A 26,764-nucleotide genomic window follows, 5' to 3' on the forward strand; every position below is an offset into this window, starting at 1 on the left:
GCACGCTCGCGGCGTTCGCGCGGGCGGGCGGCCGCGTGGTGTGCGTGGGCCGGGCGCCCGAGCTGTTCCTCGGAGACGACGGTGGCGGCGGACGCGGTACCGGCGGGAGCGATGCCGGCGTGAGCGATGCCGGCGTGAGCGGTGCCGGCGTGAGCGGTGCCGGCGTGAGCGGCGCCGACGGGAGCAGCGCGGGCGGGGCGGGTGCCGACGGCGGGTTCGCCGCCGCGCTGGCGGACGGTCTTGTCACGCTGGTCGCGGACCCCGAGCTGGTGCCGGACGCCGTGGCGCGGGGGCCGGTGCGGGTCACCGCCGACGCCCCGTACCTGCTGCGCCGCGACGGCGACACGCACGTGCTCGCGCTGGTGGCCCACGACGAGACCACGGGCACGCGCGCCCCGATCGTCGCGCTCGACGCACGCGGCTGGACGACGCAGGACAATTTCTCCTGGTCCGAGTACTGGCGCCAGTTGCACGAAGACGGCTACACGTACGTGCCGCCCACGGGGCGCATCGCGGCCGTGTCCGTCGAGGGGCTCGAAGCGGCGCCGCGGGCCCAGCGCTGGGACCCGGGCACGGGCGCGCGCACGGAGCTGGCCGTCTCGCCGGGCGCGGACGGCGGCTGGCGCTTCGACGTGCCGTTCGAGGACGGCGCCGTCGCGCTCGTCGTCCTCGGCCAGGACCTGCCGGAGCCGAGCGGGCGGCCCCTGGGCCCTGGGACGGGAGCGGTGGAGGTGGCGGGCCCGTGGCGGGCGCTGGCGCAGTCGACGCTCGACAACGACTGGGGCGACCTGGCGGCCGCGGACCGGCGCGGGACGCTGCCGGTCGAGGTGTGGCGCATGGAGCACCGTGCGGACGAGCACGGGCCATGGGTCCCCGTGACGGCCGGGTTCGGGCCGTTCGCCGAGGTGCGCGCGGGCTCCGGGGCGTACGAGCCCGCCGAGTGGTCGCTGTCACGCGGCATCCGCGACGATCCGGTGCACGACTACCGGCTCGGGCCCAAGGGCTACGTGCCGGAGGAGTTCATCGACCTGCGCCGCGTCGCCGAGGGCGAGGAGGTGTCGGTGCGCACGCACCTCACGCTGCCCGGGGAGGCGGGGCCGCGGTGGCTCGCGGTCGGCGCCAACGCGGCACGGCGGGTACGGGTCGACGGCGCGGAACTGCCCGTGGAGGGCGACGGCTACCAGTCGTTCAGCCCGCTGCCCGAGGCGTCGGCCGGCCGCACGGTGGCACTCGACCTGACCCTGACAGCGCTCGCCGACGGGCCGGTCCGCGCCTCCTTCGCGGTCGTGCGCGATCCCGAGGCGTACCGCCGCCCCGAGTGGCTGTCGGCCGGCACGGGCGGCGTACCTGGCACGACGTACGACCTGACGCTGCGCACGACGCTCGAACAGCTGCCGCTGGACGCGAGGGTGCAGGTCAGCAGCGACGGGGCGTGCGCCGTGCTCGTCAACGGCACGGAGGTCGGGCGCCAGGGCGACTTCAACCCGTACCCGGGCCACCGGGAGGTGCGCGTCCATCCGTACGACATCGGCGCGCACCTGCGGGCCGGCGGGAACGAGCTGACGCTGCGCCTGACCGACGCGGACGGCGCCCCGACGGCCGGGGCCCTCGACTCGGCCCCGGTGGCGCGGGGCGGCCTCGGCTGGCGCAGCGGCGCGCACTGGACGGCTGCCTCGGGCGGCGCCGGGGTGCCGCTCGTGCCCCGCCCGACGCACCTGGGGCGCGACCCGCGGTTCGTCTGCGCCTGGGCCAGGCCGCATCCGCTGCCGGGCGCGCACTGGCTCGAACCGGCGGCGGCCCAGGGCCTTGTGGTGGAGCCCGTGGTGCCCGACACGGCGCCCGGGCCGCCGCGTGAGGAGTGGCTGCGCTTCACCGCGCCGCTCGGCGCGACGGCGCTGCGCGTGCCGACAGACCTGCGGACGGCCGTCCTGGTGGACGGGCGGGAGCTCGCGCCGGACGCCACGGGCCGTGTGGTGCTGCCGGAACCGGCCGCCGCCGGGTGCGAGGTGGTGCTGCGCGTGAGCGCGGTCGACGGCCGCCGCGGCGGCGCGCTGCTGGACGCGGCGGTGGCGGCCGAGACGGCCGAGGCCGTGTCGCCCCTGGCGAGTTGGGAGGACCTCGGGCTGCGCGCGCTGGGCGGCGCCGTGCGGTACCGGGCGGATCTGCCGCTGCCCGAGGTGCCGGCGGGCCGCGCGGTCCTCGATCTGGGCGAGGTGCGCGGCACCGCGGAGGTCTCGGTCAACGGCGTGCCGTGCGGCGAGCGGGTGTGGGCGCCGTGGACGGTGGAGGTGACGGGCGCGCTGCGGCGCGGCGGCAACACCGTGGAGGTCGTGGTGCGCGGCACGCTCGCCGGCTACCTCGACGACGCGTCGCCGACGCGCGCGATCGCCGCCGGCCAGGTGCGTACGGGCCTGTTCGGCCCGGTATGTCTACGCACGTACGAGGCCTGAGAAGTTGCGGGCGGCACCCGGAAGCCGCTCTCAAGATCCGACTTTACGCACACTTTTATACGCCCTTAAGGGTGATAAAGCTGTTTCTTTCGGGCGGTTCGGGCTCGCGCCGTGCCATTAAAGAGGGGCACAGCAACTCCAGCGAAAGAAGGACTCCATGCACGCATCGCGTGTTGGGCGCCGGGCAGCCTCCGCCCTCGCCGGGATTCTGATCGCGGGCGCGGCCTCCCTGGCCGCCGTACCCGCGAACGCGGCCTCGCCCGTCCCCGACGGGCAGGCGAACCCGACCCATGCGCAGCCCGCACACCACATGGCCTGGCAGCACCCGCGCGGCAAGGTCGTCGCGCGGCTGCCCCTGTCGATCCGCGAGAGGGCGACGACCGACTCCCGCTACCTGGGCAGCCTCCGCCCCGGTTCGATCGTCGAACTGCGCTGCAAGAAGCGCGGCCAGAACGTGGACGGCAACGACCTCTGGTACAAGCTGGAGAACCACCGCGGCTACTCCGCGGCGCGCTACATCCAGAACCTGTCGCACGTCCCGTGGTGCTGACCGGCGTACGCAGCACCGCGTGACACGTCCTCTGCCGCCGAGCGCTTCCCGCGCACGGCGGCAGAGCCGTGTCCGGCCCCCTGGTCGAACCCGGCTCGAAAAGATTTCCCTGCGGAAAGTATTGTCACGAGGATCCGGGGCAGAAGAGGGTCTGCCCCACCCGTTCTTGAAGGGAACCGCTCATGGTCTCCACCACAGTCAGCCCCGCGGAGCGTGTTGGCGAGCTGCCCCGGATCGAAGACCCTGAGGCAGTCTCGCCCGTTGACGCACGTGCGATGTCGAAGCTTTTCTTCGACCGGCTCCAGGAACTCGAGGAGGGCACGCACGAGTACGCGTACGCACGCAACACCCTCATCGAGATGAACATGTCCCTGGTCCACTTCGCCGCGCGCAGGTTCAACAGGCGCGACCAGGTGGAGGACATGATCCAGGTCGGGATGATCGGTCTGATCAAGGCCATCGACCGGTTCGACCTGAGCCGGGAGAACGAGTTCGCCACGTTCGCCGTGCCGTACATCGTCGGGGAGATCAAGCGGTTCTTCCGTGACAGCACCTGGGCCGTGCACGTGCCGCGCCGCCTCCAGGAGATGCGTGTCGAGCTGGCCAAGGCCAGGGACCGCCTCTCCTGCAAGCTCGACCGGGAGCCGACGGTGGCCGAGCTGGCGGCGGAGCTCGGGCGTCCCGAGGAAGAGGTCATCGACGGCCTGATCGCCGCCAACGGCTACAGCACGGACTCGCTGGACATGCCGTACGACAGCGGCGAGGGCTCGGCGCGCAAGTCCGCGACGCTCGCCGACTCCTTCGGCGCCTGCGACCCGGGCATGGAGCTGGTGGAGGACCTGACCTCCCTCGCCCCGCTGCTCGCCGAGCTGGACGACCGGGACCGGACGATCCTCGAGATGCGCTTCGGCAGGGAGTGGACGCAGTCCGAGATCGGTGAGGCGCTCGGCATCTCCCAGATGCACGTGTCGCGCCTGCTGGGCCGCACGCTCAAGACGCTCCGCTCGGGCATGCTGACGCAGGACTGAGCGCCCGGCGTCCCCTCGCCTTTCCGGCCTTCGGCCCGGTGCGCGGTCCTGAGACCGCGCACCGGGCCGAGCGCGCTTTCGCGCGCCACCTCAAACGGTGGCGACGCCGTTCGAGTAGGCCTTCATGTTGTAGGTGCCGAAGCCGTTCTCGACGGGGTCGCCCGCGTCGTTGACGCAGTGCAGGATGCCGCCGCCGCCCGCGCCGTTGAGGCAGACGGTCATCAGCGAGGTGAAGACGACGCCCGGGGTGTCGGGGACCTCATAGGCGCGGTCGGTGTAGATGTTCGCGTTGAGGTTGAAGAAGGCGTAGCTGCCGAGCCCCCACGCGTGGTGCTCCCTGACGTGGTCGCCGACCTTGTAGGCGGCGAATCCGTTCGTACCGCCGTGTCTCCACGCGGATTGCGTCGGCACGTCGTACGGGTGCTCGTTCTGGAAGAAGTAGGTGCGGCCGTGGTCGCCGTTCCATAGCACCTCGTAGTTCTGATGGTGCTCCACGAACAGCCCGTACGTGGTGACCCGGTCGCCGCCCACGAGGAAGCCGACGCCCGCCGGGTTGACCGACCAGCCGACCGTGCCGTCGAGCCCGTGGTCGGCGCGCCAGACCCAGACGTGGTCGACGATCACGTCGTTGCTGTCGATCTGGATCGAGACATCCGTCCCGCCGGCGACGGCGCCGCCGATGCGCGGGAAGATGTCGAAGAGCGCGGTGGGCCGGTGCGCGTGGCTCCTGCGGCTGCGGCCGTGGCCGACGCGCAGCAGGACGGGCGAGTAGGGCGTGGCGGGTTCGAGGATCACGCCGGCCACGGACACGTCGTCGACGTCGGCGACCTCGATGAGCGAGTTGCTGTGGGTGGCCTGGAGGGTGGCGAGCCCGAGGCCGAGGACGACGGTGCCGGGTCGCGACACCCGCAGCGGCGAGGACAGCGAGTAGATGCCGGGGGTGATCAGCAGGTGCTTGCCCCTGGCGAGCTCCCGGTTGATGCTCTCGGCGGAGTCGCCCGGCTGCGCGACGTGGAACCGGCTAAGCGGGATGCTGTGCCCGTCGGCCCGTCTGCGATGCCAGGAGGTCCCGCTCGTCTCACGCCGCAAGGCGGGCACGAACACGTGGTAGTCGCCATGGCGGTCCATGGTCAGGAACGGCTTCTCGCGGACCACCGGGGTGCGGTCCACGCTCGTATAGGGAGGGGTCGGGAAGGACGTGGCGGGCGCGCCCTGGACGCCGACGAAGACCATGTTCCAGTTGGAGCCCTTCCAGCTGCCGATGGTGTCGTTGCGCGACAGCCACTGCTGCTGGGAGCCGGAGTCGATCTGGCCGTCCACCACGCTGTCGGCGAGGAACCCGCCGCTCGACCACCCGTTGCCGGGCGGGCTCGGCATGAGGATCATGTCGCCCTTGACGTGCACGCGCCGCAGCGGCCCGGCCTGGGCGACGGCCCACCGGTCGAGGCCGTCGGGCGGCACGATGGTCAGGTTCTCGGCGGCCCGCCAGAAGTCCTGGGTGCCGTTGCCGTCGAACCACTGGGCGTCGACGGTCACATGACCGTTGATCACGACGTCCTCGGGGCTCTCGCCGAGCCCGAGCACGTGGGTGTAGAAGCCGACGTTGACCTCGACGTTGTACGTGCCCGGCTTGAACGCCAGGGCATACCGCTCGGTGCCGAACTGGTTGGACTCCTGGACGGCGAACACGGCGTCGATCTGCTTCTGGATCGCCGCGTCGCCCATCGACGGGTCGAAGACCAGGACGTTGTGCCCCAGGTCGGTCCGCCCATGGCAATCACCGCCGTGGCCGTGGCCGCGCGAGCGGCCGGCGGAGACGGGGGACGAAGCGAAGGCGGATCCTGCGGCGCCACCGGCCAACGGCACCGCCACGGCAGCGGCCGCCGCCCCGCGGAGCATGGCACGACGAGAGGGAATCACGGACACGGCTCTCCCTGAAAGTGGTGAGCTGAAGGGACCGCGGCTGGTTCTCAACCGCGTGAGAGCGCTCTCAGTACCGGAGTGAATCACCGCCGGTACACACCGTCAATAAGTCTGCGGCGCCAGGCCCTCTCGGGCCTCACTCACTCTCCACCAACTGTCACTGTCAGTGGCACGCCGTAGCTTCTGCGTCATGAAGGATGAGGGGCGGCAGGGAAGAAGCCAGAGCGATGCCACAGGCGGCAACTGCGCCCGCTGGGGGCGGGAGAAAGTGCGCGCGGCGCTCGGACTTGCGGTGTGGGAGATCGACCTGGCGGTCACGGCCGGGCTGTTGGAGCGAGGCGCGGACCGACGATTCGATCCGGACGAGGTGCGGCGGGCTGCCGAGGACCTGGACGCGTTCCAGGCACGGCTGGCCGCCGAGCACCGGTTGAATGCCACGCAGGCGGCCCGTCGCCTGGGCATCTCGACGGCACAGTTCAAGCGGGTCGTGGTCCAGGCCGGGACCGTCCCGGTGGCCGAGGAGCAGGTGCGCAAGTACGGCAAGGTGCTGACGGTGCGCTACTACCGGGCGGCCGATGTCGACGGGCTCGCCGACCATGTGGCCGCAGACCAGGTGCTGCGCGAGGCCGCGACCGCGGTGGGCCGCCCCGAGGCAGCCCGCAAGGCGGCGGCCACCCGCGCACGTAACAAGGCGCGCGCCGAACAGGCCCGCCACGAACTGGACGCCGTGCGCACACGGGCCCTTCGGGGCCCGGCCGTCGCAGTGGTGCGCTACGCCGCCGCCCTGGCGGTGGGCCTGCCTCGGAGCCCGGGATTCCTGAGGGCCTTCGCCGGAGACGCGGCATTGGACGCCTTGGCAGCACTGATCGACGAGTGCCGGCTACGGCCCGGGCAACGGTCCGAAATGCTGGACGAGGTACTGCCCCAGGCCCGCGTGGCAGCGAACGCGCTCGCCCGACCTGCACAGATCGAGCAGCGCAGCGGCATCCGCCCAGCCGTGTTCGAGGGCCGGGTCGACATGATCGCCGGTTGTATGGCGCGTGCCGAGTTGGAGGAAGTGCTCGCCGCTCCCCCGATGTGGCTGACCGAGGCCCGCGCGGCAGCGGCGGCCGCGGAAGCGGAAGCAGCCGTGCGGCGGGAGCGGGCGGCTGAGGAAAAGGCCGTGCTGGCGGCGGCCGAGGAGGCGACACGCCTGAGCGACGAGGCGGTCGCCGCGCTGTTCCAGCTTCCGGTGGACGTGATCGCCGCCCTGCGTCCGCGCGGCCGCCGCTGGTGGCACCCACAGCACGTAGGCGGCCTCCTGGCCGCACCACCGCCCTGGCTCCGCAACGAGGAGGCCGCCCGCGCCGAGGCCGCCCGGCGCGCGGCACGGTCCGCCCGGACTCGTCGAAAGCGCACGGTCCGGCGCCAGGGCTGGCGCCGGACCTGGGCCCAGCAGTTGGGCGTACCCCTGGAACAGGTACCGGAGAACTGCGGCAAGCCGACCGCCAAGGCGGTGCGGGCGGCCCGCGCCGAACGGCCCGCCTGGGCTCGGGCTCGGTCCTGACCCGGCAGCCGGCGTGCCCGCCCCCCAGCAATCCGATTCTTGCGGCATCTCCGCCGTGGGAAAGGAAACGGGAAACAGCACCGTTCACCTTGTCCGTCCGGCCGGGCTTGCCGCACTCTTTCGTGCGGCGGTCCTGTTCAGACGGACGGGTGGTTATGGAGGTCTTCCGTGCCGCAGCCGTCCACCGAATTCGGCGAGGAGTTGAGGCAAAGGCGTTTGGACGCCGGACTCAGTCTCACCGCACTGTCAGCGGTCGTGCACTACAGCAAGTCGCAGCTCAGCAAGGTCGAACGAGGGATCAAGGCGCCCAGCCGCGACCTCGCCCGTCTGTGCGACACCGCTCTGCAAGCCGGCGGAGGGCTGATCGCCCTGCTCCCCGCACCGGCTGCCGACGTTCCCGGCACAGCGGTGACCGGTGGTATCGACGAGGAGGAGTGGGTGATGCAGTTGTCCCCGGACGGGCAGGGTTGGTTCCAACCGGTGAGCCGGAGACAAGTGGTGAGCGCCGGCGCCGCCTCGATGATGACATGGCGCAAGGGTGGCCAGGGACCGGTCTCCCCTGCCACCGCGGGCGGCATGCTGGCAGCGTCCCGCTCGCTGTTCACGCACTACCGTCGGCTCGGCCAGAGCGTGGAGCCCGGGTTTCTGCTGCCGGGCCTGATCGCACAGACGCACACGCTGCGAGAACTGTCCGTGCATGCGGACTCCAGCACCCGCAGAAGTCTGCTCGGCCTCGGCTCCCGCTACGCCGAATACGTCGGATGGCTGATGCAGGAGAGCGGGGACGACCAGGCGGCGATGTGGTGGACGCAGCGCGCGGTGGACCTCGCCGATGCCGGCGGTGATCGGGCGCTGGCCGGGTATGCACTGGTCCGCAGGGCGTTGGTAACGCTGTACCAGGAAGACGCAGCGCTGACAGTAGCGCTGGCGCGGCGCGCACAGGACAGCGCGCTCTCCCCTCGCATCCGTGGGCTGGCAGCGCAGCGTGAAGCTCAGGGACATGCGCTCGCCGGGAGGTACGACGCCTGCTTCCGTGCCCTGGAGCGGGCCCGGCCGCTGCTGGCCGACCAGGAGGACGACGCCGGCGCGCCGGTGATCGGCAGCATGCACCTGCCGGACTCGGTCGGCATGGTGACCGGATGGTGCCTGTTCGACCTCGGCCCGGCCGGGAGAGGCGGCAGAGGAGCTGACCCGGCAGTTGGCGCGGGTCTCCCCCGAGGCGGTGCGCACACAGGTGCGCTACGGCGTGCGCCGGGCGCTTGCCTACGCGTCGGACGGTGAGATCGAGCATGCCTGCGCTTTGGCGGCGCCGCTCCTCGACGCGGCGGCAGCGGTCCGGTCCGCGACCGTCACGATCGACCTGCGGCGTCTCGCTCGCGTCCTGGGCCGCTACTCCGATCACCCATCGGTACGTCAGGTGGCCGCGCGACTCGGCGGCTTATCGCACGTCCCTACTCGCTGAAGAGAGGCATGACCATGACTGATGTGTTCATCAACTACCGGACCGGTGACGGTGACAAGACCGCCGCGCTCATCGACCACGAGCTGTCGCACCGCTTCGGCCGCAAACGCGCCTTCCGTGCCTCGAAGTCCATCGCCCCGGGCCGCGCCTACCCCGAAGAGCTGCTGACCTCCCTGCGCCGCAGCTCCGTGCTCCTGGCTGTCATCGGACCGGACTGGACGACGTTCCAGAAGGAGCTGCACGACCCTGAGGACTGGGTCAGAAAGGAGATCCTGGAGGCGTTCACGTGCGGGATCGCGGTCGTCCCCGTACTGGACGGCCGCAAGACGGAGCGGTTGAACAGGGCCGATCTGCCGGATGAGCTGGCGCGGCTGGCCGATCTGCAGTCCATACGGCTCGACGGGCACGACGTCGAGACTGGACTGAAGCGCCTCGGCGACCTGGTGGCCGAGATGGCCGGGTTGCAGGACCTGGACCAGGACGCCGCTTCCTCGCCCGCGCCCGGTTCCGTGCGGAACTCGACGGGAGATGTGAGCGGGACGGTCGTGCAGAGCCGTGACTTCAGCGGAGACGTCGGCGGAACCGTCATCAAGGGCACCAGTGGCCCCGTGCACACGGGACAGGGCAACATCTACCAGAATTCGCGCCACATTTCGGGTGGCAAGCACTTCTCCGGCGACGGGATGACGTACTTCGAGGGCGACCACCACGGGGACATCCGGCACCGCTTCGGTGATTCCGGTCGGAGCGAAGGCGACGACGCGTGAGCGAGCCCGGCAAAACCTGGGTCAACGGCCCCCGGGGCTCCGTGCACGCGGGGAATGGCGACATCCACAACTACATCACTGTCGGCGCTGAGCTGAAGGAGGCGGGCGAATCAGCCTTCCGGCGCATCGCTGACGACGAGCTCGCCTGGAAGCGCAGGGTGCTGGTGGCCCCGCCCGGCATGGGAGAAGCCCGGCACGTGTTGGCCGGCACCGGAACCGTCATTCTGGACGGCGCACCGGGAAGCGGCCGCACCTCCGCGGCTCACGTGCTGCTGAGCGAACATCATCGGGACGTCGGCATCTTCCGAGAACTTCTGCCCGGCGAGGAGGACGAACAATCCCTGAGGAACCCAGGTCTTGTCGGTGCCGGTGACCGGCTGTTGCTGGACCTGTCCGCCGCCGAGTTCGGCCTTTGGGCCGCGGCCCGGGCTGACCTCTCTTCCCTTCGCAAGGCGGTGCACGAACAGCGCGCCCATCTCGTGGTCGTCATGCCGCACGGGAGCGCTATCGACTCGGACCTGCAGCGCTACCGGGTCGAGATCGAGTGCCCGCCCGCCCTGGAGGTGTTCCGACGCCATCTTCGGGCGCTTGGTGTGCCGTTCAAGCAGTACCTGAGATCCGATCCGACCGTCACGGACCTTTTGGAAAGACGTCCGCCCATGCGAGAGATAGCGGCCTTCGCTGACCTGGTGCGCCGGGCCCGAGGGGCGGCTCGCACTGGCGATGGATTCGCGGAGTGGTGCAAGGCGGCTCGCGCAACGCGGGGCGACCGGAGCGGAAAGATCGCGGAGTTCGTTACCGGGGTACGCGAAGGTCCGCAACGAGCCCTGCTGATCACCGTCGCCATGCTCCACGGCGCTCACGCCGACGTCATCAACTGGGCGGCAGAACGCTTACTCAGGACACTCAAACACCCACCGGACGAGGTTCCGTTGCTCCAACGCAAGGACCTCGCCGAGCGACTGAAGGAGATCTGTGCCGGCACCGGACCGGACGGTCACGTGCACTTCAGGGACCTCGACTATGACGCCGCGATCCGTGCCCACTTCTGGGATCACATGCCCGAACTTCGGCAATATCTCGGCACCTGGACCGCACGCAGCGTGGATTCAAACGACCCACACGTCACCCAGGACCTTCGTGACACGCTGGTAGCCCGACTGGCCTCTCAGTACCTGCGAACCGGACGCGGGGACGGCCTGGCATCCCTTGCTGAGGGATGGAGCGCGACGCCCACGAGCCGGAACCGGCTGGAGGCCGCCGTTCACTTACTCGCTTGCGGTCTGAACGACCCCATAGAGGGCGCGGGCTTCCGCGAACGGGTCTACCAGTGGTGTGCCAACAAGCGGCTCAAGGGAGAATTCGCACAGGTACTCGTCCAGGTCTGTGCGGACGTCATAGCCGCCAGCCATCCCGATAGAGCTCTGTTCCGCTTGTACCACCTGGCTCGCCGGGAACGCGGCACCACCCGTGCCCTGCAAGCGCTGTGTGGCCTCGTGGCAACGAGTGGCCGGCTGCGACGACTGTTGCTCGACGTCTTAGCACGTCATAGCCTCTCGCCCGCCGAACTCGGCATCTTCCTGCAAGCCGCTGACCCGGAGGCGCTCATCGAGCCCTTCGGCAACTCACGGGCCCTGGTGGAGGAGCGCAGTACACAGCACTCCGCGATCACGTGCTGGCAGGCGGTGCTCGCCGGGCTGCCGCCGGCGACGTGGCAGCAGTACGCAGAACGCTGGCTGTCCACGGCAACCGGCGCTGGACACCGCGGGGACCTGCTGCTGGATCTCATCGTCAGCGCCGCCGACCGGTGTGCAGACAAGCGCGGCGCAACCTTCGCCGCACTGTACGCATGCGCCCGTTCCGCCGAGCGCACCGCCCCCGCAGGAGCAGCGCAGTCCGACACCACCGAGCGGCTGCTGAGGAAGATCTCCACTGCGCAGAGGCTCGGCCCGCGCACCACGCCATCACCGACAGCGTCATCCAAGGGGTCCGCACCGTGACGACCGGCTGCAAGACGACGACCATCTTCCTCACCGTCCTGTGCGGCCTGCTGCTGACCATCCTCGGCCTGACGCAGAATTGGCCCACGCTCGCGTGGCCCGCGCTGGCCGTACTCCTCGTCGGAATACCCGTGGCGGTGTTCAGGATCGCCGCGGCGCGACGCGGCACCTTGCCGGTCGACGTCGAAGAACAGCGCACGGATCCGCCTATCGAACGTCGGGAAGTCCGCGTCAGGCAGGTGTCACTGCCCAGCAAATGGGCCGACTACGACTTCGTGTTCTCGGCGATGGTGCGGTGGTGCCCCCTCGAACCGCCCGGCAACGACCCTGTCCTCAATCCAGCAGGTCTCGCAGTCGAGGCAGTCCTGGAGCGTGCCCGTCTGATCACCGAGAAGCGAGAACCGGGCCGGCCCTCCCTGGTGCAGCACGAGTTGAGCGGCGCACTCAGCAGGATGCGCCCTGAGGCGACGCGGCACCTCCAGGTCATGGCGGAGGACATCACGCTCGTGCTGCGCGAACCCGATCAGGAGCGGCTGGAACAACTCGCTGTAGTACGGAAGGACAAAGCTGTCTGGGAACACCAACGCAAGTACGAGCAGAGCAAGCGCCAATACCTGAGCGAGGACGTGCTGAAGGACACAGGTAGCACGGTCGTCTGGTGGCTCGCCAAGAACGACGACCGGGTCGAGAAGACCGTCGCCGACCTCGGCCTGCTCGCCCAGCTCACGTCTGCCGCCAATGACACGGACGTGCCTGAACGGCTGCGTGATCTCATACCTCGGCCGTACGGCGAGCAACTCGGCCCGGACCTGGCGCAGGAGTCACATCCTCTGTTCGAACAGGAACCGAGCGCCGTGGACCGCTTCGAGGCGTTCCTCGACAGTATGGGATTCACGGACGGAGACATCCGACGAGGGCTTCTGGTCAGGCAGATCGCCGATGCCATCAAGACCCAGGACCAGCAGGAGGTTGCCGAGGATTTGCTGCGCAGATTCGACCCGCCGACGGATACCACGCCGGAAAGTGATGAGCCGCCGGCTTCCGCTCACGGCACACCCGATGAGCCACCTGGTGCCACGCCCGGAGCCCCACCCATTGAGTAGGCGGTGCCCCGGCGCGGCCGCTGTTTCATGCCGCGGCCGCGAGAGAGCCGAGACCAGGGCCGAGCGAACGCAGGATCCGTGCCTCCTCCCTCCGGGCTGCTGCGCGCGGGGTGCGCCCGTTGGCGCGGCGGAGGGCGAGACGGGCGAAGGCGTCGGCGGTTTCGTTGAGGTCGTGCCCGATATGGCCTTTCAGCCAGCGGACCTGGACGCGATGGCGGTGGGACAGCAGGCGGTCCATCAGTTGCCGGCTCTCCGGGAAGAGGAGAGTGCGGTGGGCGGCTGCCGGGTCGCCCGCGAGCAGGGCGGTGTCGACGGCGTCGACAGCCTCGGTGCTGTCGCACAGGATGACCACGGGTGCGTCGTCGTGGCGCTCTTGGAGGCTGAGGGCAGCCGCACAGATGCCGATGACTTCGGCCTCTCCGCTGCTCGAGGCCAGGGAGTCGCCGTGCCCGGTGGTCCCATCCTCGGCAGCCCAGCCGTAGCCGCACAGTGCGGACTCGTCACCGACGGCCGCATCGGCGACGGCCACGACAGCGGTGTCGGGAAGGTCGGTGAGCAAGGCGTAGCGGTCGTCGGCGGCCGGAGCCGTCGCCGTCTCGGGTTCGGCGACGCCGACCTTGCCCGAGGCGGCGGGAACGGTGTCGGCGACGAGGCCGGCGAGCGCTCGGTGGCAGCGCCGGCAGCCGTCGGCCTGTTCGGGACAGTCGGCCTGGTGCCTCGCTGTCAGCTCTCCCATAGTGCGCCACAACTCGGGTTCGGCGTCGGCGAAGCGCGCGAGAGCCGCGGCACGGCACTGCGCGACGAGCTCCGCGAAGGGACCCGTGGCCATGCGCGCCCGCATCCGGTCGTGGAGGTCCATCGACCGAAGTTGGGCTTCGCGTGCGCGGGCGGCAAGAACCGCGGTGTCCTGGTAGGCGTCGTCGAGAGCGTCGAGTCTGGTGCGCCGCGCGGAGGGAGGGGCGGCGAGGACGCTCCGTTCGGCTTGCCCTATCGCGTAGCGGCCCCAGGCCAGCGCGGTACGGGCGTGGCGGCTCCACCGTTCGGCCAGTGCGTCGTGCCGGAGGTGAGTGTTCTCTTCCTCGCAGGCATCGCGCAGGAGCGCCTGGACGAAGGCGTCGTCGTCACAGTCCCGGAGTTCGCGCACCTCCACCGGCAGTTCATCGCCTGCCGTCTTCTGCTCCCACGCCCACCGGGCGAGGTCGCTTTCCGGCGCCTGCGGTGTGCCGTCCGGCAGGCCCCTGGCGCGAAGTTCCTGCCGCAGGGCATGGGCGAAGGCCGCCGGGAACGCCCTGCGCGCCACTCTCAATTCCAGCGGACCCACCGGCCTTGGGGTACCGGAGGGGTGGACGGCACGCCGCTCCTTGTACACGGCCTCCGCCTGCGACCGTGCCTGTCGTACCTTGCGTGCGTCCGCTCGCAGCGGCCGCAGCCGCTCGCGGGGCTGGACCGAGAGTTCCGCGCGCCTGACGGCACCGCGGGCGAGGACATCGGCGTGGGCGAGAACGACGGTGATGGGGCCCGCGAGCGAAGGATCTTCCAGGGCCGCGACGTTCTCCGGCGCGCAGATCCCGTTCATGCGGGCCAGGACCGCATCCTGCAGGGCGCTGAAGTCGTCGGCGAGGCGACGGATCAGTTCGGTGTCCTCGGTGGTCGTCACGATGGCCTTCCAGGTCGCGGGTGATGGTGAGCAGGGTCGACCGCGGTCCGGGCTACCGCACCTGGCCGGTGAAGATGGCCGTGCGGTACCAGCCGTCGCCAGTGATGTCGGTCGGCGTGATCTCGATCTGGGCACTCTTCGCCGTCTTGGGAAACTCACAAGCCTCTTTCCAGGTCAGCGACTTGCCCGGCAGCAGGTGCGCGTCCGGCGCGCCCTTGAAGCCCGCGTCCATGTCCACGATCTCGTCAGCGCCACCCGGGCAGGACACGCTGACCAGGCTCAGGTCGATCGAGGACTTGGAGCCATTGCGCATGGTGACGGAGAAGGACAGGTACGCCTTGTGGGACGGGCTGGCGTACTCGCCGGAGGTTCCGCGGCCGAAGCCGCTCAAGTGCGCCTCGACGCCGTTGGTCCACGCGGCGGTCTTGTCCAGCGCCACCGTGAAAGTGTCGCCGCCGGAGTCGTCCTGGGCGTCCTGGGCGTCCTCGGCGCTCTGTGCGTCCTGCGAGGCACTGACGGTGTCCGCCGGCGACGCGGATGCGGTGTCACTCTGAGTACCGCCGATGTCGGAGCAGGCACACAGGGAACAGCCCACGGCTGTCGCGGCCGTGGCGAGGACGATCCTGCGGGCGAGCCGCGCTCGGCTCCCCGGCGGCAATCTGTCGGCCGACGGCTGGGAGGACGGCGTCTCGGAGACGTTCAGCGAGCTCATAGGGCGATTCCTTCAGTGCAGGTGGATGGAGTGGATGCGAAGGGACTGACGCGTGGCGGCAGAGGCGAGCGCGCACCGTGGCCATGGCACGGCAGATGACGCTTCACGCCGGGAGCACTGCTCATCATCGGAAGCAAGTTCATGAAAGCACAATAGTGAAAGCACTGTCCATCACTATCTCGAAGTTGACTCGTGCTGTATTGTGTGACCACGCCGACCATCGGAGCCAGGACCTCACCCATGCCGCAGCCCCCCACACCGCCCGCCCAGGTGACCGCCGCCGAGATCTCCCGCATCGCGGGCGTCACGCGCGCCACCGTCAGCAACTGGCGCCGCCGGCACGACGACTTCCCCGCGCCCTCGGGCGGCACGGACAGCAGTCCGCTGTACGACCTGGAAGAGGTCCGCGCCTGGCTCGCCTCACGCGGACAGCACACGGCTGCCACGCCAAGCGCGGAGCTGCGCACCACCCTGCGCCTGCGCGAACGCGCCGGCGCCGGGGCGTCCGACCTACTCCTCATGGTCCTGGCCGCGGCCCGCCGCCCCGCCGACGACCTCACCGGTCTGCACGCGCTGCCCGACGCCGATCTGGTGAAGCGGGCGAACGACGCGTCCGCCGAGGTCGCGGACGTGGTGCCGGACACGGAACCGGTCCGCTTCACCGCCGCCGACACCACCGTCCTGCGCGCGCTACTGCTCTGCGTCCGGGACGAAGGCGCGCAGACGGCGCTGGGTGTGCTGGCGGAGCGGGAGTTGGAGGACAGCGCCGCCAGCGGCGCCTACCGGACACCGGCCCCGCTCGCCGATCTGCTGGCCCGCCTGATTCCGGGCTCTCCGCTTCGGGTTCTCGATCCCGCCTGCGGCAGCGGCACGTTGCTGTCAGCAGCCGCCGCCCGTGGCGCTCGCGAGCTGTACGCGCAGGACAGCCTTCCCGTACAGGCACGTCGGTCAGCGGTCGGGCTGACACTGACAGCCGAGGAGGGTACGGACGTCACCGTGCGCACGGGCGACAGCCTGCGCGCCGACGCCTTCCCCGACCTCACCGTCGACGCCGTACTGTCCAACCCGCCTTACGGCGACCGCGACTGGGGCCACGACGAGCTGGCCTACGACCCGCGCTGGGCGTACGGTTTCCCGCCGCGCGCCGAGTCCGAACTGGCCTGGGTCCAGCACGCGCTGGCCCACCTCGAACCGGGCGGCCACGCCGTGCTGCTCCTCCCGCCGGCCACGGCGTCCCGCCCGTCCGGGCGCCGCGTACGCTCCGAGCTGATCCGCACCGGCGCGCTGCGGGCGGTGGCGGCCCTGCCACCGGGTGCGGCGATCCCGCTCCACATCGGCCTGCAGGTGTGGGTGCTGCAGCGTCCGGAGCCCGACAGGCCGGCACACCAGTCGGTCCTCTTCGTCGACACCGCGGGCGAGTCCACGGCCCCGGCGCGCGGCGGGAGCCGTGCCGGGGCGGCGGTGGACTGGGCACGGGTGAGCGAGCAGATCGCCTCCGCGTGGACGGCGTACGCCGGGGACCCTGACGGGTTCGAGCCGCAGGCCGGTGTGGCGCGGGCGGTGAGCGTGGTCAACCTGCTCGGTGAGGTGGTCGACGTGACACCCGCACGGCAGGTACGAGGCTCCCAGGCGGACATCGCGCCGCAGGACCTGGCCCGGGAGGCGGTGGCGGCCCGCGAGGGCCTGGCGTCGGCGGTGCGGACGGTGGGCGAGCTGGCCTCCACGGGGATGTGGAGGGCCGCGGGAACTTCGGCCCGCGTCTGGCGCACGGCCACCGTGTCGGACCTGGCACGGGGCGGGGCGCTGAAGGTCCTGCGCGCGGCGCCGGGCTCGGCCCCCGGCTCGTCGCGGACGACAGCCGCCGAGGCGAAGGGCGTGGATACGGGAGCAGCCGGCGGGAGCGGGGAACGCCCGCCGGCCCTGACAGGCAGCGACATCGCCCGGGGGACGGGGCCGACGGGGCGTGCCCCGGAGGCCCAGGCGCAGGGGGCACATGGAGCGAAGGGCGAGCGGGGCGTGCAGGCCGAGCGGGTGCCGGAGATCGCGGTGGGCGACGTCCTGGTCCGCAACCTGGTCGGCGGCACGGGCCCGGTGGCCCGGGTCGCGGGCGAGGCGGAGGCCGGTGTCCTGCTCGGCACGGGCGTCCACCTGTTCCGGCCGGACCCGGCGCGGCTCGATCCCTGGTTCCTTCTGGGCTTCCTCAGCGCCGAGGCCAACCTGGCAGGTGCCTCGACCGGCAGCTCGACACTCCACCTCAGCCCGGGACGACTGCGCGTGCCGCTGCTGCCGCTGGCCGAGCAGCGACGGTACGGCGAGGCCTTCCGGCACGTGGAAGCACTACGCGAACAGGCCCGGCGCATAGGAGACTTGGCGGACGAGACGACACGGCGCGTGAGCGGGGGGCTCACGGGCGGGCAATTGGTACCAGAGCCCACAGAGGCTTGAGAAGTACCCCATTCTTGAAGCGGGCGGCGGACGGACGAAGACATGCCGGTCCGTCCGCGCCGCACCATCATCCGTACTGGCCCCGGAAGGGAAGCGGAAGAGGCCTTGAACAGCAGCAAGCACACGGAGTTGGCGAACCACGCGTGGTCGGTCGCCGATCTCCTGCGGGGGGACTACAAGCAGTCGGACTACGGCAAGGTCATCCTGCCGTTCACAGTGCTGCGGCGGCTGGAGTGCGTGCTGGAGCCGACCCGCGAGAAGGTCACGCAGATCGCCGAGCAGTACAAGGACCGCGACATCGACGCGGACCGATTCCTGCGCCGGGCCTCGGGCCACTCCTTCTACAACACGTCCAACCTGACGCTGAAGAAGATCGCGGCGGACCCGCAGAGCGCGGCGAAGAACCTCACGGTGTACGTCGGGGCCTTCTCGGACAACGCCCGTGGGGTGCTGGACCGCTTCGAGTTCGCGCAGCAGATCAAGCGGCTGGACAGCGCTGGACTGCTCTACCAGGTCATCGGCAAGTTCACCGACCTGGATCTGCGTCCCGAGGTCGTGCCCAACCACAACATGGGCTACATCTTCGAGGAGCTGATCCGCCGCTTCTCCGAGCAGTCCAACGAGACGGCCGGTGAGCACTTCACGCCGCGCGAGGTCATCCAGCTCATGGTGCGGCTGCTGGTCGCCCCGGACGGCGACGCGCTTCAACTCCCGGGCGCGGTCCGCACGGTCCTCGACCCTGCGTGCGGCACGGGCGGCATGCTCTCGGCGATGGACGACCTGATCACGGAGCTGAACCCGGACGCCACGGTGGAGGTGTTCGGGCAGGAGCTCAACCCGGAGTCGTGGGCGATCTGCCGGTCGGACCTGATGATCAAGGGCCAGGACCCGGAGAACATCCGCTTCGGCAACTCGTTCTCCGACGACGGCCACAAGCGCAAGTCCTTCGACTACATGCTGGCCAATCCGCCCTTCGGCGTGGAGTGGAAGAAGGTCAAGGACGAGGTCACCGACGAGCACGAGAAGCTCGGCGATGCGGGCCGCTTCGGTGCGGGGCTGCCGCGCATCAACGACGGTTCGCTGCTGTTCCTGCAGCACATGATCTCGAAGATGAAGCCGGTGGACGTCGATGGCGGGGGCGGCTCGCGCCTGGCGATCGTCTTCAACGGCTCACCACTGTTCACGGGCGCGGCGGGCTCGGGCGAGTCGGAGATCCGCCGCTGGATCCTGGAGAACGACTGGCTTGAGGGCATCGTCGCGCTTCCGGACCAGCTCTTCTACAACACGGGCATCTCGACGTACTTCTGGATCCTGACGAACAGGAAGAGCCCGGACCACAAGGGCAAGGTCGTGCTGCTGGACGCGCGGGACCAGTGGCAGAAGATGCGCAAGTCGCTGGGCGACAAGCGCAAGGAGCTGGGCAAGGAGCACATCGCGACAGTGGTCAAGCTGTACGGCGAGGCGCTGGAGGCGGCGGGGGATGCGGAGCATCCGCTGCACGGCAAGGTGAAGGTCTTCCGGAACGAGGACTTCGGGTATCAGCGGATCACGGTTGAGCGCCCGCTGAAGCTGCGGTTTGAGGTGACGGAGGACACGTTGGCGGCGCTGGAGGTGTCGAAGGCAATCCAGAGGTTGCCGCAGGCGGGGGTTCTGGCGGATGCCTTCAAGTCCGTGATGGGTGCCAGTTGGAGCACGAAGCAGGAGGCTTGGCTCGCGTTGAAGGACGCGGTGGTGGCGGCCGGCGGGACGTGGCCGACGGGAGCGCCGTTCAACAAGGCGCTGCGGGAGGTCATCGGGGTACGAGACCCGGAGGGCGAGGTCCAGCGTGTGAAGGGCGAGCCGGAGCCGGATGGGGAGCTGCGGGACTACGAGAACGTGCCGCTGGGCGAGGACATCGAGGAGTACCTGTCGCGGGAGGTCCACCCGCATGTACCGGATGCATGGATCGACCACACCAAGACGAAGGTCGGGTACGAGATTCCGTTCACGCGGCACTTTTACGTGTACGAGCCGCCAAGGCCGTTGGCGGAGATCAACGCGGAGTTGAAGGCGCTGGAGGCAGAGATTCAGGGACTTTTGGGTGAGGTGACAGAGTGACTGCCGTACTTGGAGCTGAGCTTCCGCCGCGATGGTCAGCCGCTCCTCTAAAGCACGTGACCGAGGTACTCAATCGCGGCTCAGCACCTAACTACGTCGACGCCGGACCCGTACGAGCAGTTGGCCAGGCATCGAATCAGTCAGGCGGGCTTGACTGGGGTCGCACACGATTTCACGATTTCCTCGGTGCGACAAAAATCAAAGGCCATCTACACAAGGATGATGTCCTAATCAACTCGACGGGAACGGGCACCCTTGGGCGCGTAGGTTATTTCTCAGGCCCGCCGGATGGCCTACCTTGCATGGCAGATAGTCATGTAACAATCGTCCGAACAAAGCATGAAGCACTGCTTCCCCGATTTGCCTTCTATTGGCTGACGTCGAGAGCCTTCCAAGAGTACATCTTCGCTGCCCTGGTAGTAGGTGCCACCAACCAGATCGAGCTAAACAGCGACCGTCTCGGAGACGCACTCGTTCCACTGCCTCCCTTGGAGGAGCAGCGCAGCATCGCCGACTTCCTTGACGTCGAGACCGCCCGCCTCGATCGACTCTACGACCTGCGCGCTCGGCAGCAGACCCTACTCGAGGAAGCCGCCTTCCGTCGTGTATACGACGCAGTGCGAGGCGCTCATTTCAAGGACGTGCGTAAGGAAAGCGGACTGGATTGGCTCGGCCCCGTGCCCGCAAACTGGCGGGTCGGTGCCGTATCTCATTACTTTGAAGTCGAGCTTGGTAAGATGCTCAACCAAGAGCGAGCACAGGGAAAATACCTCCGCCCCTATCTTCGAGTAGCCAATGTACAGTGGGACCGAATCGATGTCACCGATTTGGCCATGATGGATTTCCCCCCCACAGAGCAGGCCCGATATCGACTCAAGCCGGGGGATTTGCTAGTAAACGAGGGCGGAAGTTGGCCAGGGCGGGCGGCCGTGTGGAGCGGAGAGATCACTGAGATCTACTACCAGAAGGCCCTCCACCGCATCAGGGCACGAGGCAATGAACTGACCCGTTGGCTCTACTACTGCCTGGTTGCGTCCGAGCGCATGAGAGTCTTCCAGGTTCAGGGAAATACCTCAACCATGACTCACCTCACGCGAGAACAGCTAAGGCCGCAAAGGTTCCCATTTCCTGATGTTCCAACTCAGGCCCGACTGGTCACTGAGCTCGACAGAGCAGCAAGCCAGGATGCCGAAGTGAAACAACTGCTGAGTCGTCAGCTCACCTTGCTCGCGGAACGCCGCCAAGCCCTCATCACCTCCGCCGTAACCGGCCAGTTCGACGTCTCCACCGCCAGCGGCCGCAACGTAACCGAAGGAGTCACCGCATGAGTCCCGTGCACGACGAGTCCTCCTTCGGCTCGGCCATCGTCGCCGCCCTCTGCGACCACGGCTGGCGGGAGGCGAACCCCGAGGACTACCGGCCCGACCTCGGCCTCGACACCAACGAACTCTTCACCTTCATCGGCGCCACCCAGCCCGACGAGTGGGACGAGCTCCTCACCGTCTACGGCGGCAACCCCAACGAAGCCCAGCGCGGGTTCGCGCAGCGGCTCGACCGGGCCATTGCCGACGACGGGCTGCTCCACGTCCTCCGCAACGGCGTCAAGGACCGTGGCGTCCTCCTCCGCCTCGCCTACTTCAAGCCCAACCTCATTTCCGCCGACTCCGTCCTCGACGGCTACCGGGCGAATCGCCTCACCGTCGTCCGAGAACTGCCCTACGCGACCAAGCAGGCCGACTGGGGCCACCGCCTCGACCTCACCCTGTTCCTCAACGGCATGCCCGTCGCCACCGCCGAGTTGAAGAACCCGCTCACCGGCCAGGGCGTCGAGCACGCCAAGGAGCAGTACCGGACCGACCGCGATCCGACCGAGCTGATCTTCACCCGCCGCGTGATCGCGAACTTCGCCGTCGACCCCGACCTCGTCTTCGTCACCACCCAGCTCCGCGGCAAGAGCACCCACTTCCTCCCCTTCAACACCGGATCTAGTGGTCCCGGCCAGCCCGGCGGCGCCGGAAACCCCTCACCCACCGCCCACGGCGCATACTCCACCTCCTATCTCTGGGAACAGGTCTGGCAACCGGACAACTGGCTCGACCTCCTCCAGCGCTTTGTGCACCAGCAGAAGACCAAGACGCCCGGCGGCGGCACCACCAAGTCCACGATCTTCCCGCGCTACCACCAGTGGGACGCCGTCAAGAAGCTGACTGCGCACGCAGCCACACACGGCACTGGCCGGCTCTACCTCGTGATGGCCTCCGCAGGTTCCGGGAAGTCGAACACCATCGGCTGGCTGACCCACCGGCTGAGTGATCTGCACGCCGACCCCGACCCACGTGTACTGGACACCGAGGCCCTCGCGGACGGGCGGATCAAGCCCGGGGAACCCGTCTTCGACAAGGTCATCGTCATCACCGACCGCCGCAACCTGGACGCCCAGCTACGGGAAACCGTCGGCAGTTTCAGCCAGACGGACGGCCTGGTCGTGAAGGTCGACGAGAAGCACGGCGCCAAGAGCGAGCAGCTCGCCCGCGCCCTCTCCCGGGACTCCGGGAAGATCGTCACTGTCACCCTGCACTCGTTCCCGGCCCTGCTGGACTACATCAAGCGCAACCCCACCGAGATCAAGGGCACCCGTTTCGCGATCGTCCTCGACGAGGCGCACTCCTCCCAGTCCGGAGACGCCGCCACCGCCGTACGCTCGGCGCTTCGCGAACTGGGTCTGGACGCGGACTCGGACGACGAGGGTGCCACCGCCGTCACCGTCGAGGAACAGCTCAAGGCCAAGGCCATCGAGCGGTCGCGTGCCTCGAACATCTCCTACTTCGCCTTCACCGCCACACCCAAGGCGAAGACCCTCGAACTCTTCGGCACGGAAGGCACGGAGAACGGCAAGACCGTCTACCGCCCTTTCCACACCTACTCGATGCGCCAGGCCATCGAGGAAGGCTTCATCCTCGACACGCTGCGCAATTACGTCACGTACAACACCTACTGGAAGCTCGCGAACCTCAACCGCGACGAGAAGGAGGTCGACCCCTCCAAGGCGAACAGCCTGCTCGCCCGGTTCGCGCTCATGCACGAGCACACGGTGTCGCAGCACGCCCAGGTGATCGTCGAGCACTTCGTCGCCCACACCCGCGGCCGGCTCGGCGGACGAGCAAAGGCGATGGTGGTCACGGCGTCGCGACACTCCGCCGTGCAGATGGCCCGCGCCATCCGCAGCTACATCGCCGATCGCGAGTACGACACCAAGTTCCCGGACCTCGGTGTCCTCGTCGCGTTCTCCGGCTCCCTCACCATCGACGGTGAGGAGACCACCGAGAGCAAGGAGAACGGTGGTCTGTCGGAGAGCGGGCTTCCCAAGGCGTTCGCGTACACCCGGGCCGACGACAAGGCCGCCAAGGCCGGTGGCAAGGGGCAGCAGGAGTACCGGATCCTCGTCGTCGCCGAGAAGTACCAGACCGGCTTCGACCAGCCGCTCCTCACGACGATGTACGTCAACAAGACGCTGACCGGCATCGCCGCCGTCCAGACGCTCTCGCGCCTCAACCGCACCGCCGAGCGCAAGTCCCAGGCCGACCTCGCCGTCCTCGACTTCGTCAACGATGCCGAGGACATACAGGACGCCTTCCGCCCGTACTTCGAGGAGGCGCACACACTCCCCTCCGACCCGAACCTCCTCTACACGGCCCAGAGCCGCGTGATGTCCGCGCCGATCGTCTCGGAACAGGACATGGACGAGTTCGTCGCCGCGTACTTCGAGGCACAGGAGAAGGCCGCCGGCTCGCAGGCCAAATGGGAGAAGCTGCACGCCGAGCTGTACCGGCTCCTCTCCCCCGCCGTCACCCGCTTCACCGCCCTCTTGGAGAGCGAAGACGAGGACGACGCCGAGGCGGCAGAGGAGTTCCGGGCCAACCTCAACGACTACGTCCGCAAGTACGGCTTCCTGGCGCAGATCGTGCCCTACCAGGACCCCGACCTGGAGCGGCTGTACCTGTACGGGCGCTACCTGCTCAACCGCCTGCCGCGCCTCGCGGACGGCGGCGTCGACATAGGAGAGGTCGACCTCAGCCACCTGCGCGTCGAGAAGACCGGCGAACACGACAAGTCCCTGCTTCCGGAAGGCGCCGCCGAGCTCAAGGGGTTCGGCGACGGCGCCGGCGGCGGCAAGGACGCGGAGAAGTCGCTACTGTCCGAGCTGATCGAGAGGTTCAACGCGAAGTTCGGCACGGAGTTCACCGAGGAGGACGTTCTTCCAGCCTTCAACGCGACGAAGAAGGACCCGAAGGTCCGGGCCGCCGCCCTCGTCAACGACGAGGACAACTTCGGCGTCGTCTTCGACAAGAAGTTCGAGGAGAACATGATGGACCATGTCTCCACGATCGACACGCTCGGCAAGCGGTACTTCGGAGCGGACCGCGACTTCAAGTCCAACCTCGACCGCAGCGCCCGCCGCGCGGCCTGGCGGATGATCCGCCGGGAGGAGGGGCTGGATGAATTCTGAGCGCGGGACGCAGGAGCCACTCGAGGCTACACCGTCCCAAGACTCCGCGCTGGCGAGGCTCCAACAGACAACGTGAGCAGGGTCCGCCGACTCCATCGGCGGACCATCATGCAAGATCAACGCTACACTGCGTCAGGAGATGTAGCGCATGGCACTGGGGGCAGGGTTGGAAGAGACTCAACGGAGGGCTGCGACGGCACCCATCCACATTCACCAGATCCGCACCGCGCTTTTGCAGCAGTACAAGGGACTCATCTACGACGAGGACCTCAAGGGTTACGACCAGCATGGCTACGAACAACGATTCCTCTCCCGCGCGTTAACAGCGGCGGCCGTTCGCGAAGTTACTGGCTGCGATCACAAGAGCGCCGGGGTTTCGGTCATCGACGGCGAAGATGACCAAGGAATCGACGGCGTTGCGGTCACCGAGGGAACACAAGAGGTCTGGCTGGTTCAAGCCAAGTGGAGCGATGACGGCAAGGGCAAGCTCGACACTAACGGGGCACACAAGCTCGTCGCCGGCCTCCGCCTGGTCGAGCAACGAAGTTTCGACCGCTTCAACGACCGTCTGGAGCCAATCGCTGCTCGTGTAAACGCAGCAATGCACGATGCCCGGCTAAAAGTCACTCTGGTTATTGCCGTCATGGGTGTGGGAACACTCAGCAAGGAGACCACCAACGTTCTGGAGGACGCACGCAAGGAGTTCAACGGCCTTGGGCCAGTCCTCGAGTACCGCGTAGTCCACGCTGCGGACATCCTCCGACAGATTCGCGAGGATCTCACGCCAGAGCCCGTACGGGTCACCGTGCAGATGACGAACTGGCTACGGAGGCATATCCCACTCACGGCTTACCAGGGAACGGTGCCCGCCAGCAATGTTGCGCAGTGGTACAAGGCGTATGAAAGCCGATTGTACGAGCAGAACCTGCGCCAGTCTCTCGGCACCACTCCCGTTAACTCGGGTATGCTGAGCACCCTGGAGAACGAGCCGGAGAACTTTTGGCTGTTCAACAACGGGGTGACCGTTCTATGCGATCAACTCGAAGAGGAATGGCCAGGGCGCCGGCGCCCAGACGAGCCCGTGCACCTGCATATTTCGGGAGTCAGCGTCGTAAACGGAGCACAAACCGTCGCGGCGGCACATCGGGCCATGGAGGCGTCCCCCGAAGCGGTGGAAGACGCCGAGGTCACGGTCAAGGTGATCGTTGTCGACAAGAACGTTCCCGATCTCGCGCAGCGCATCACCCAGACGACCAATACGCAGAACCACGTGGAGGAACGCGACTTCATCGCCTTGGACGAAGTACAGGCGATGATCCGCGAAGACTTCATGCTGTCCCTTCAGAAGTCTTACGTGTTCAAGCGTGGTGAACCTGACCCAGCTCCAGACGAGGGTTGCTCGGTTGTGCACGCTGCCATTGCGCTCGCTTGCGCGCACCGCAACTCAGAACTCGCCGTGCGAGCGAAGCGGGACACAGACCTCCTCTGGGAGCGCGGCAGCAGAGGCGCGTACCCCCGCCTCTTCGGAGAACGTCCCAGTTCCTTCCAGATCTGGCGCTCGGTACTTGTCCACCGGGCCGTGGGCACCGCTCTCAACGAAGAACGGCAACGGTTTCAGAAGCGTGCCGCCGACGTGAGCCAGAGGGGTGACCTACTCATCACCCATCTGGTCTTTCAGCTTCTCGACCAGGATCACATCGACGATCCGGAGTTCGACTGGGACGCAGCACTGCAAGAGGTACCCGCACTCACTAACCGAGTCCTTTCCTGGTTGATCCACCACATCGACACGGAGTACGGGTCCACCTCCTTCCTCAGCGGAACACTTACTGACGCCGGGCGCTGCAAGCGGCTTGCGGAGTTGGTACTGCGCGACGCCCAACGCGAAGGCGTCATCCCGGACCTGCCGACGATCTACAAGGCCACCAAAAAGAGCAAGCGCAAGCCACGCCGCCCCAATGCTGTGCCTACCCTCGTAGACAACGGAAGCATCAAGAACGGCACACCAGTCCGGCTTCGCCTGTGGAACAAGCCCGAGATCGACGCGCTCACCCCCTGGCTTTCGGCAGACTCCAGACGAGGTGAAGCCACCTGGGTGAACGATCGGACGCGGTGTCTCGTATGGGCGGTAGACGGGAAGGCCTACTCACCGACGCGCCTGGTCCTCAATTTGTATGAGCTCGCTGGCTGGCAGGAGGCCCCTGTCGCAGTCCAGGGACCGGCACGGTGGACGCTAGACGGTAGCGTCACACTCTCCGACCTTGCACGGACACTGCACGACGAGCAGACCGAACGAGAGTGAGTATGGGAAGTAGCGTGCACGCTTTGAATCGCCCCGGGTTTGATGGAGACATCGAAGACCCGGAAGGATGCCGCTCATGGCTGCTCCTCGTAAGTACCCCGATGAACTGCGTGAACGCGCGACGCGTCTCGCGGTCGAGGCCCGCAAGGACCCGGCCGTCCGGGCTGGGGCGATCAAGCGCATCGCCGACCAGCTGGACGTGCACCCCGAGGCCC

General features: G+C 68.5%; 15 protein-coding genes and 1 pseudogene. 13 read left to right on the plus strand and 3 right to left on the minus strand.

Going from position 1 to position 26,764, the window contains the following annotated elements:
- From JFN87_RS20855 to JFN87_RS20865, 3 genes and pseudogenes are all read left to right on the plus strand, one after another.
- Positions 1-2,450 (plus strand): annotated as a pseudogene (locus JFN87_RS20855) (hypothetical protein); the annotation flags it as partial.
- Between the two features lie 157 nt (positions 2,451-2,607).
- Positions 2,608-3,000 carry an SH3 domain-containing protein gene (locus tag JFN87_RS20860; protein WP_209342130.1) on the plus strand — a complete coding sequence of 131 codons (393 nt, stop codon included), beginning with the start codon at positions 2,608-2,610 and terminating at the stop codon, positions 2,998-3,000.
- A gap of 182 nt (positions 3,001-3,182) precedes the next feature.
- On the plus strand, positions 3,183-4,028 hold the full coding sequence (locus JFN87_RS20865) for a SigB/SigF/SigG family RNA polymerase sigma factor (protein ID WP_209342132.1): 846 nt from the start codon (positions 3,183-3,185) through the stop codon (positions 4,026-4,028).
- Between the two features lie 90 nt (positions 4,029-4,118).
- On the opposite strand, the gene JFN87_RS20870 is transcribed toward JFN87_RS20865, so the two are convergent.
- Positions 4,119-5,927, minus strand: a complete 1,809-nt coding sequence (locus JFN87_RS20870) for a pectate lyase-like domain-containing protein (RefSeq protein ID WP_209342134.1) — start codon at positions 5,925-5,927, stop codon at positions 4,119-4,121.
- Positions 5,928-6,141: 214 nt separating this feature from the next.
- Between JFN87_RS20870 and JFN87_RS20875 the strand changes: the two genes are divergently transcribed.
- The 5 genes from JFN87_RS20875 (at position 6,142) to JFN87_RS20895 (ending at position 12,829) form a co-directional block, all read left to right on the plus strand.
- A complete protein-coding gene (locus tag JFN87_RS20875; protein WP_209342137.1) occupies positions 6,142-7,497 on the plus strand; it encodes a hypothetical protein in 1,356 nt (451 codons plus the stop codon).
- Between the two features lie 168 nt (positions 7,498-7,665).
- Entirely contained in the window at positions 7,666-8,778 is a 1,113-nt protein-coding gene (locus JFN87_RS20880; RefSeq protein WP_307865533.1) for a helix-turn-helix domain-containing protein, read from the plus strand.
- Between the two features lie 195 nt (positions 8,779-8,973).
- Complete coding sequence (locus tag JFN87_RS20885) at positions 8,974-9,726, plus strand: toll/interleukin-1 receptor domain-containing protein (protein WP_209342142.1); 753 nt, start codon at positions 8,974-8,976, stop codon at positions 9,724-9,726.
- Positions 9,723-11,726, plus strand: coding sequence for a hypothetical protein (locus JFN87_RS20890; RefSeq protein WP_209342144.1), 2,004 nt, complete (start codon positions 9,723-9,725; stop codon positions 11,724-11,726). The genes JFN87_RS20885 and JFN87_RS20890 overlap by 4 nt, the downstream gene beginning before the upstream one ends.
- On the plus strand, positions 11,723-12,829 hold the full coding sequence (locus tag JFN87_RS20895) for a hypothetical protein (protein WP_209342146.1): 1,107 nt from the start codon (positions 11,723-11,725) through the stop codon (positions 12,827-12,829). The genes JFN87_RS20890 and JFN87_RS20895 overlap by 4 nt, the downstream gene beginning before the upstream one ends.
- Positions 12,830-12,854: 25 nt before the next feature.
- Here JFN87_RS20895 and JFN87_RS34385 read toward each other — a convergent pair whose 3' ends face one another.
- Both JFN87_RS34385 and JFN87_RS20905 read right to left on the minus strand, forming a co-directional pair.
- Positions 12,855-14,486, minus strand: a complete 1,632-nt coding sequence (locus JFN87_RS34385; RefSeq protein WP_209342147.1) for an RNase H family protein — start codon at positions 14,484-14,486, stop codon at positions 12,855-12,857.
- A gap of 52 nt (positions 14,487-14,538) precedes the next feature.
- Positions 14,539-15,198 carry a hypothetical protein gene (locus JFN87_RS20905; protein ID WP_209342149.1) on the minus strand — a complete coding sequence of 220 codons (660 nt, stop codon included), beginning with the start codon at positions 15,196-15,198 and terminating at the stop codon, positions 14,539-14,541.
- Positions 15,199-15,438: 240 nt separating this feature from the next.
- Between JFN87_RS20905 and JFN87_RS20910 the strand changes: the two genes are divergently transcribed.
- From JFN87_RS20910 to JFN87_RS20930, 5 genes are all read left to right on the plus strand, one after another.
- On the plus strand, positions 15,439-17,643 hold the full coding sequence (locus JFN87_RS20910; protein ID WP_245180688.1) for an N-6 DNA methylase: 2,205 nt from the start codon (positions 15,439-15,441) through the stop codon (positions 17,641-17,643).
- 105 nt (positions 17,644-17,748) lie between these two features.
- Positions 17,749-19,740, plus strand: coding sequence for a type I restriction-modification system subunit M (locus tag JFN87_RS20915; RefSeq protein WP_209342151.1), 1,992 nt, complete (start codon positions 17,749-17,751; stop codon positions 19,738-19,740).
- 56 nt (positions 19,741-19,796) lie between these two features.
- Positions 19,797-21,068 carry a restriction endonuclease subunit S gene (locus tag JFN87_RS20920; RefSeq protein WP_209342153.1) on the plus strand — a complete coding sequence of 424 codons (1,272 nt, stop codon included), beginning with the start codon at positions 19,797-19,799 and terminating at the stop codon, positions 21,066-21,068.
- Positions 21,065-24,247, plus strand: a complete 3,183-nt coding sequence (locus JFN87_RS20925) for a type I restriction endonuclease subunit R (protein ID WP_209342155.1) — start codon at positions 21,065-21,067, stop codon at positions 24,245-24,247. Before JFN87_RS20920 ends, JFN87_RS20925 begins: the two co-directional genes overlap by 4 nt.
- A 148-nt stretch (positions 24,248-24,395) precedes the next feature.
- Entirely contained in the window at positions 24,396-26,549 is a 2,154-nt protein-coding gene (locus JFN87_RS20930; protein ID WP_245180692.1) for an AIPR family protein, read from the plus strand.
- The last annotated feature ends 215 nt before the right edge of the window (positions 26,550-26,764 follow it).

The sequence above is a fragment of the Streptomyces montanisoli genome (assembly GCF_017813245.1).
In the GTDB taxonomy this organism is placed as follows: Bacteria; Actinomycetota; Actinomycetes; order Streptomycetales; family Streptomycetaceae; genus Streptomyces; species Streptomyces montanisoli.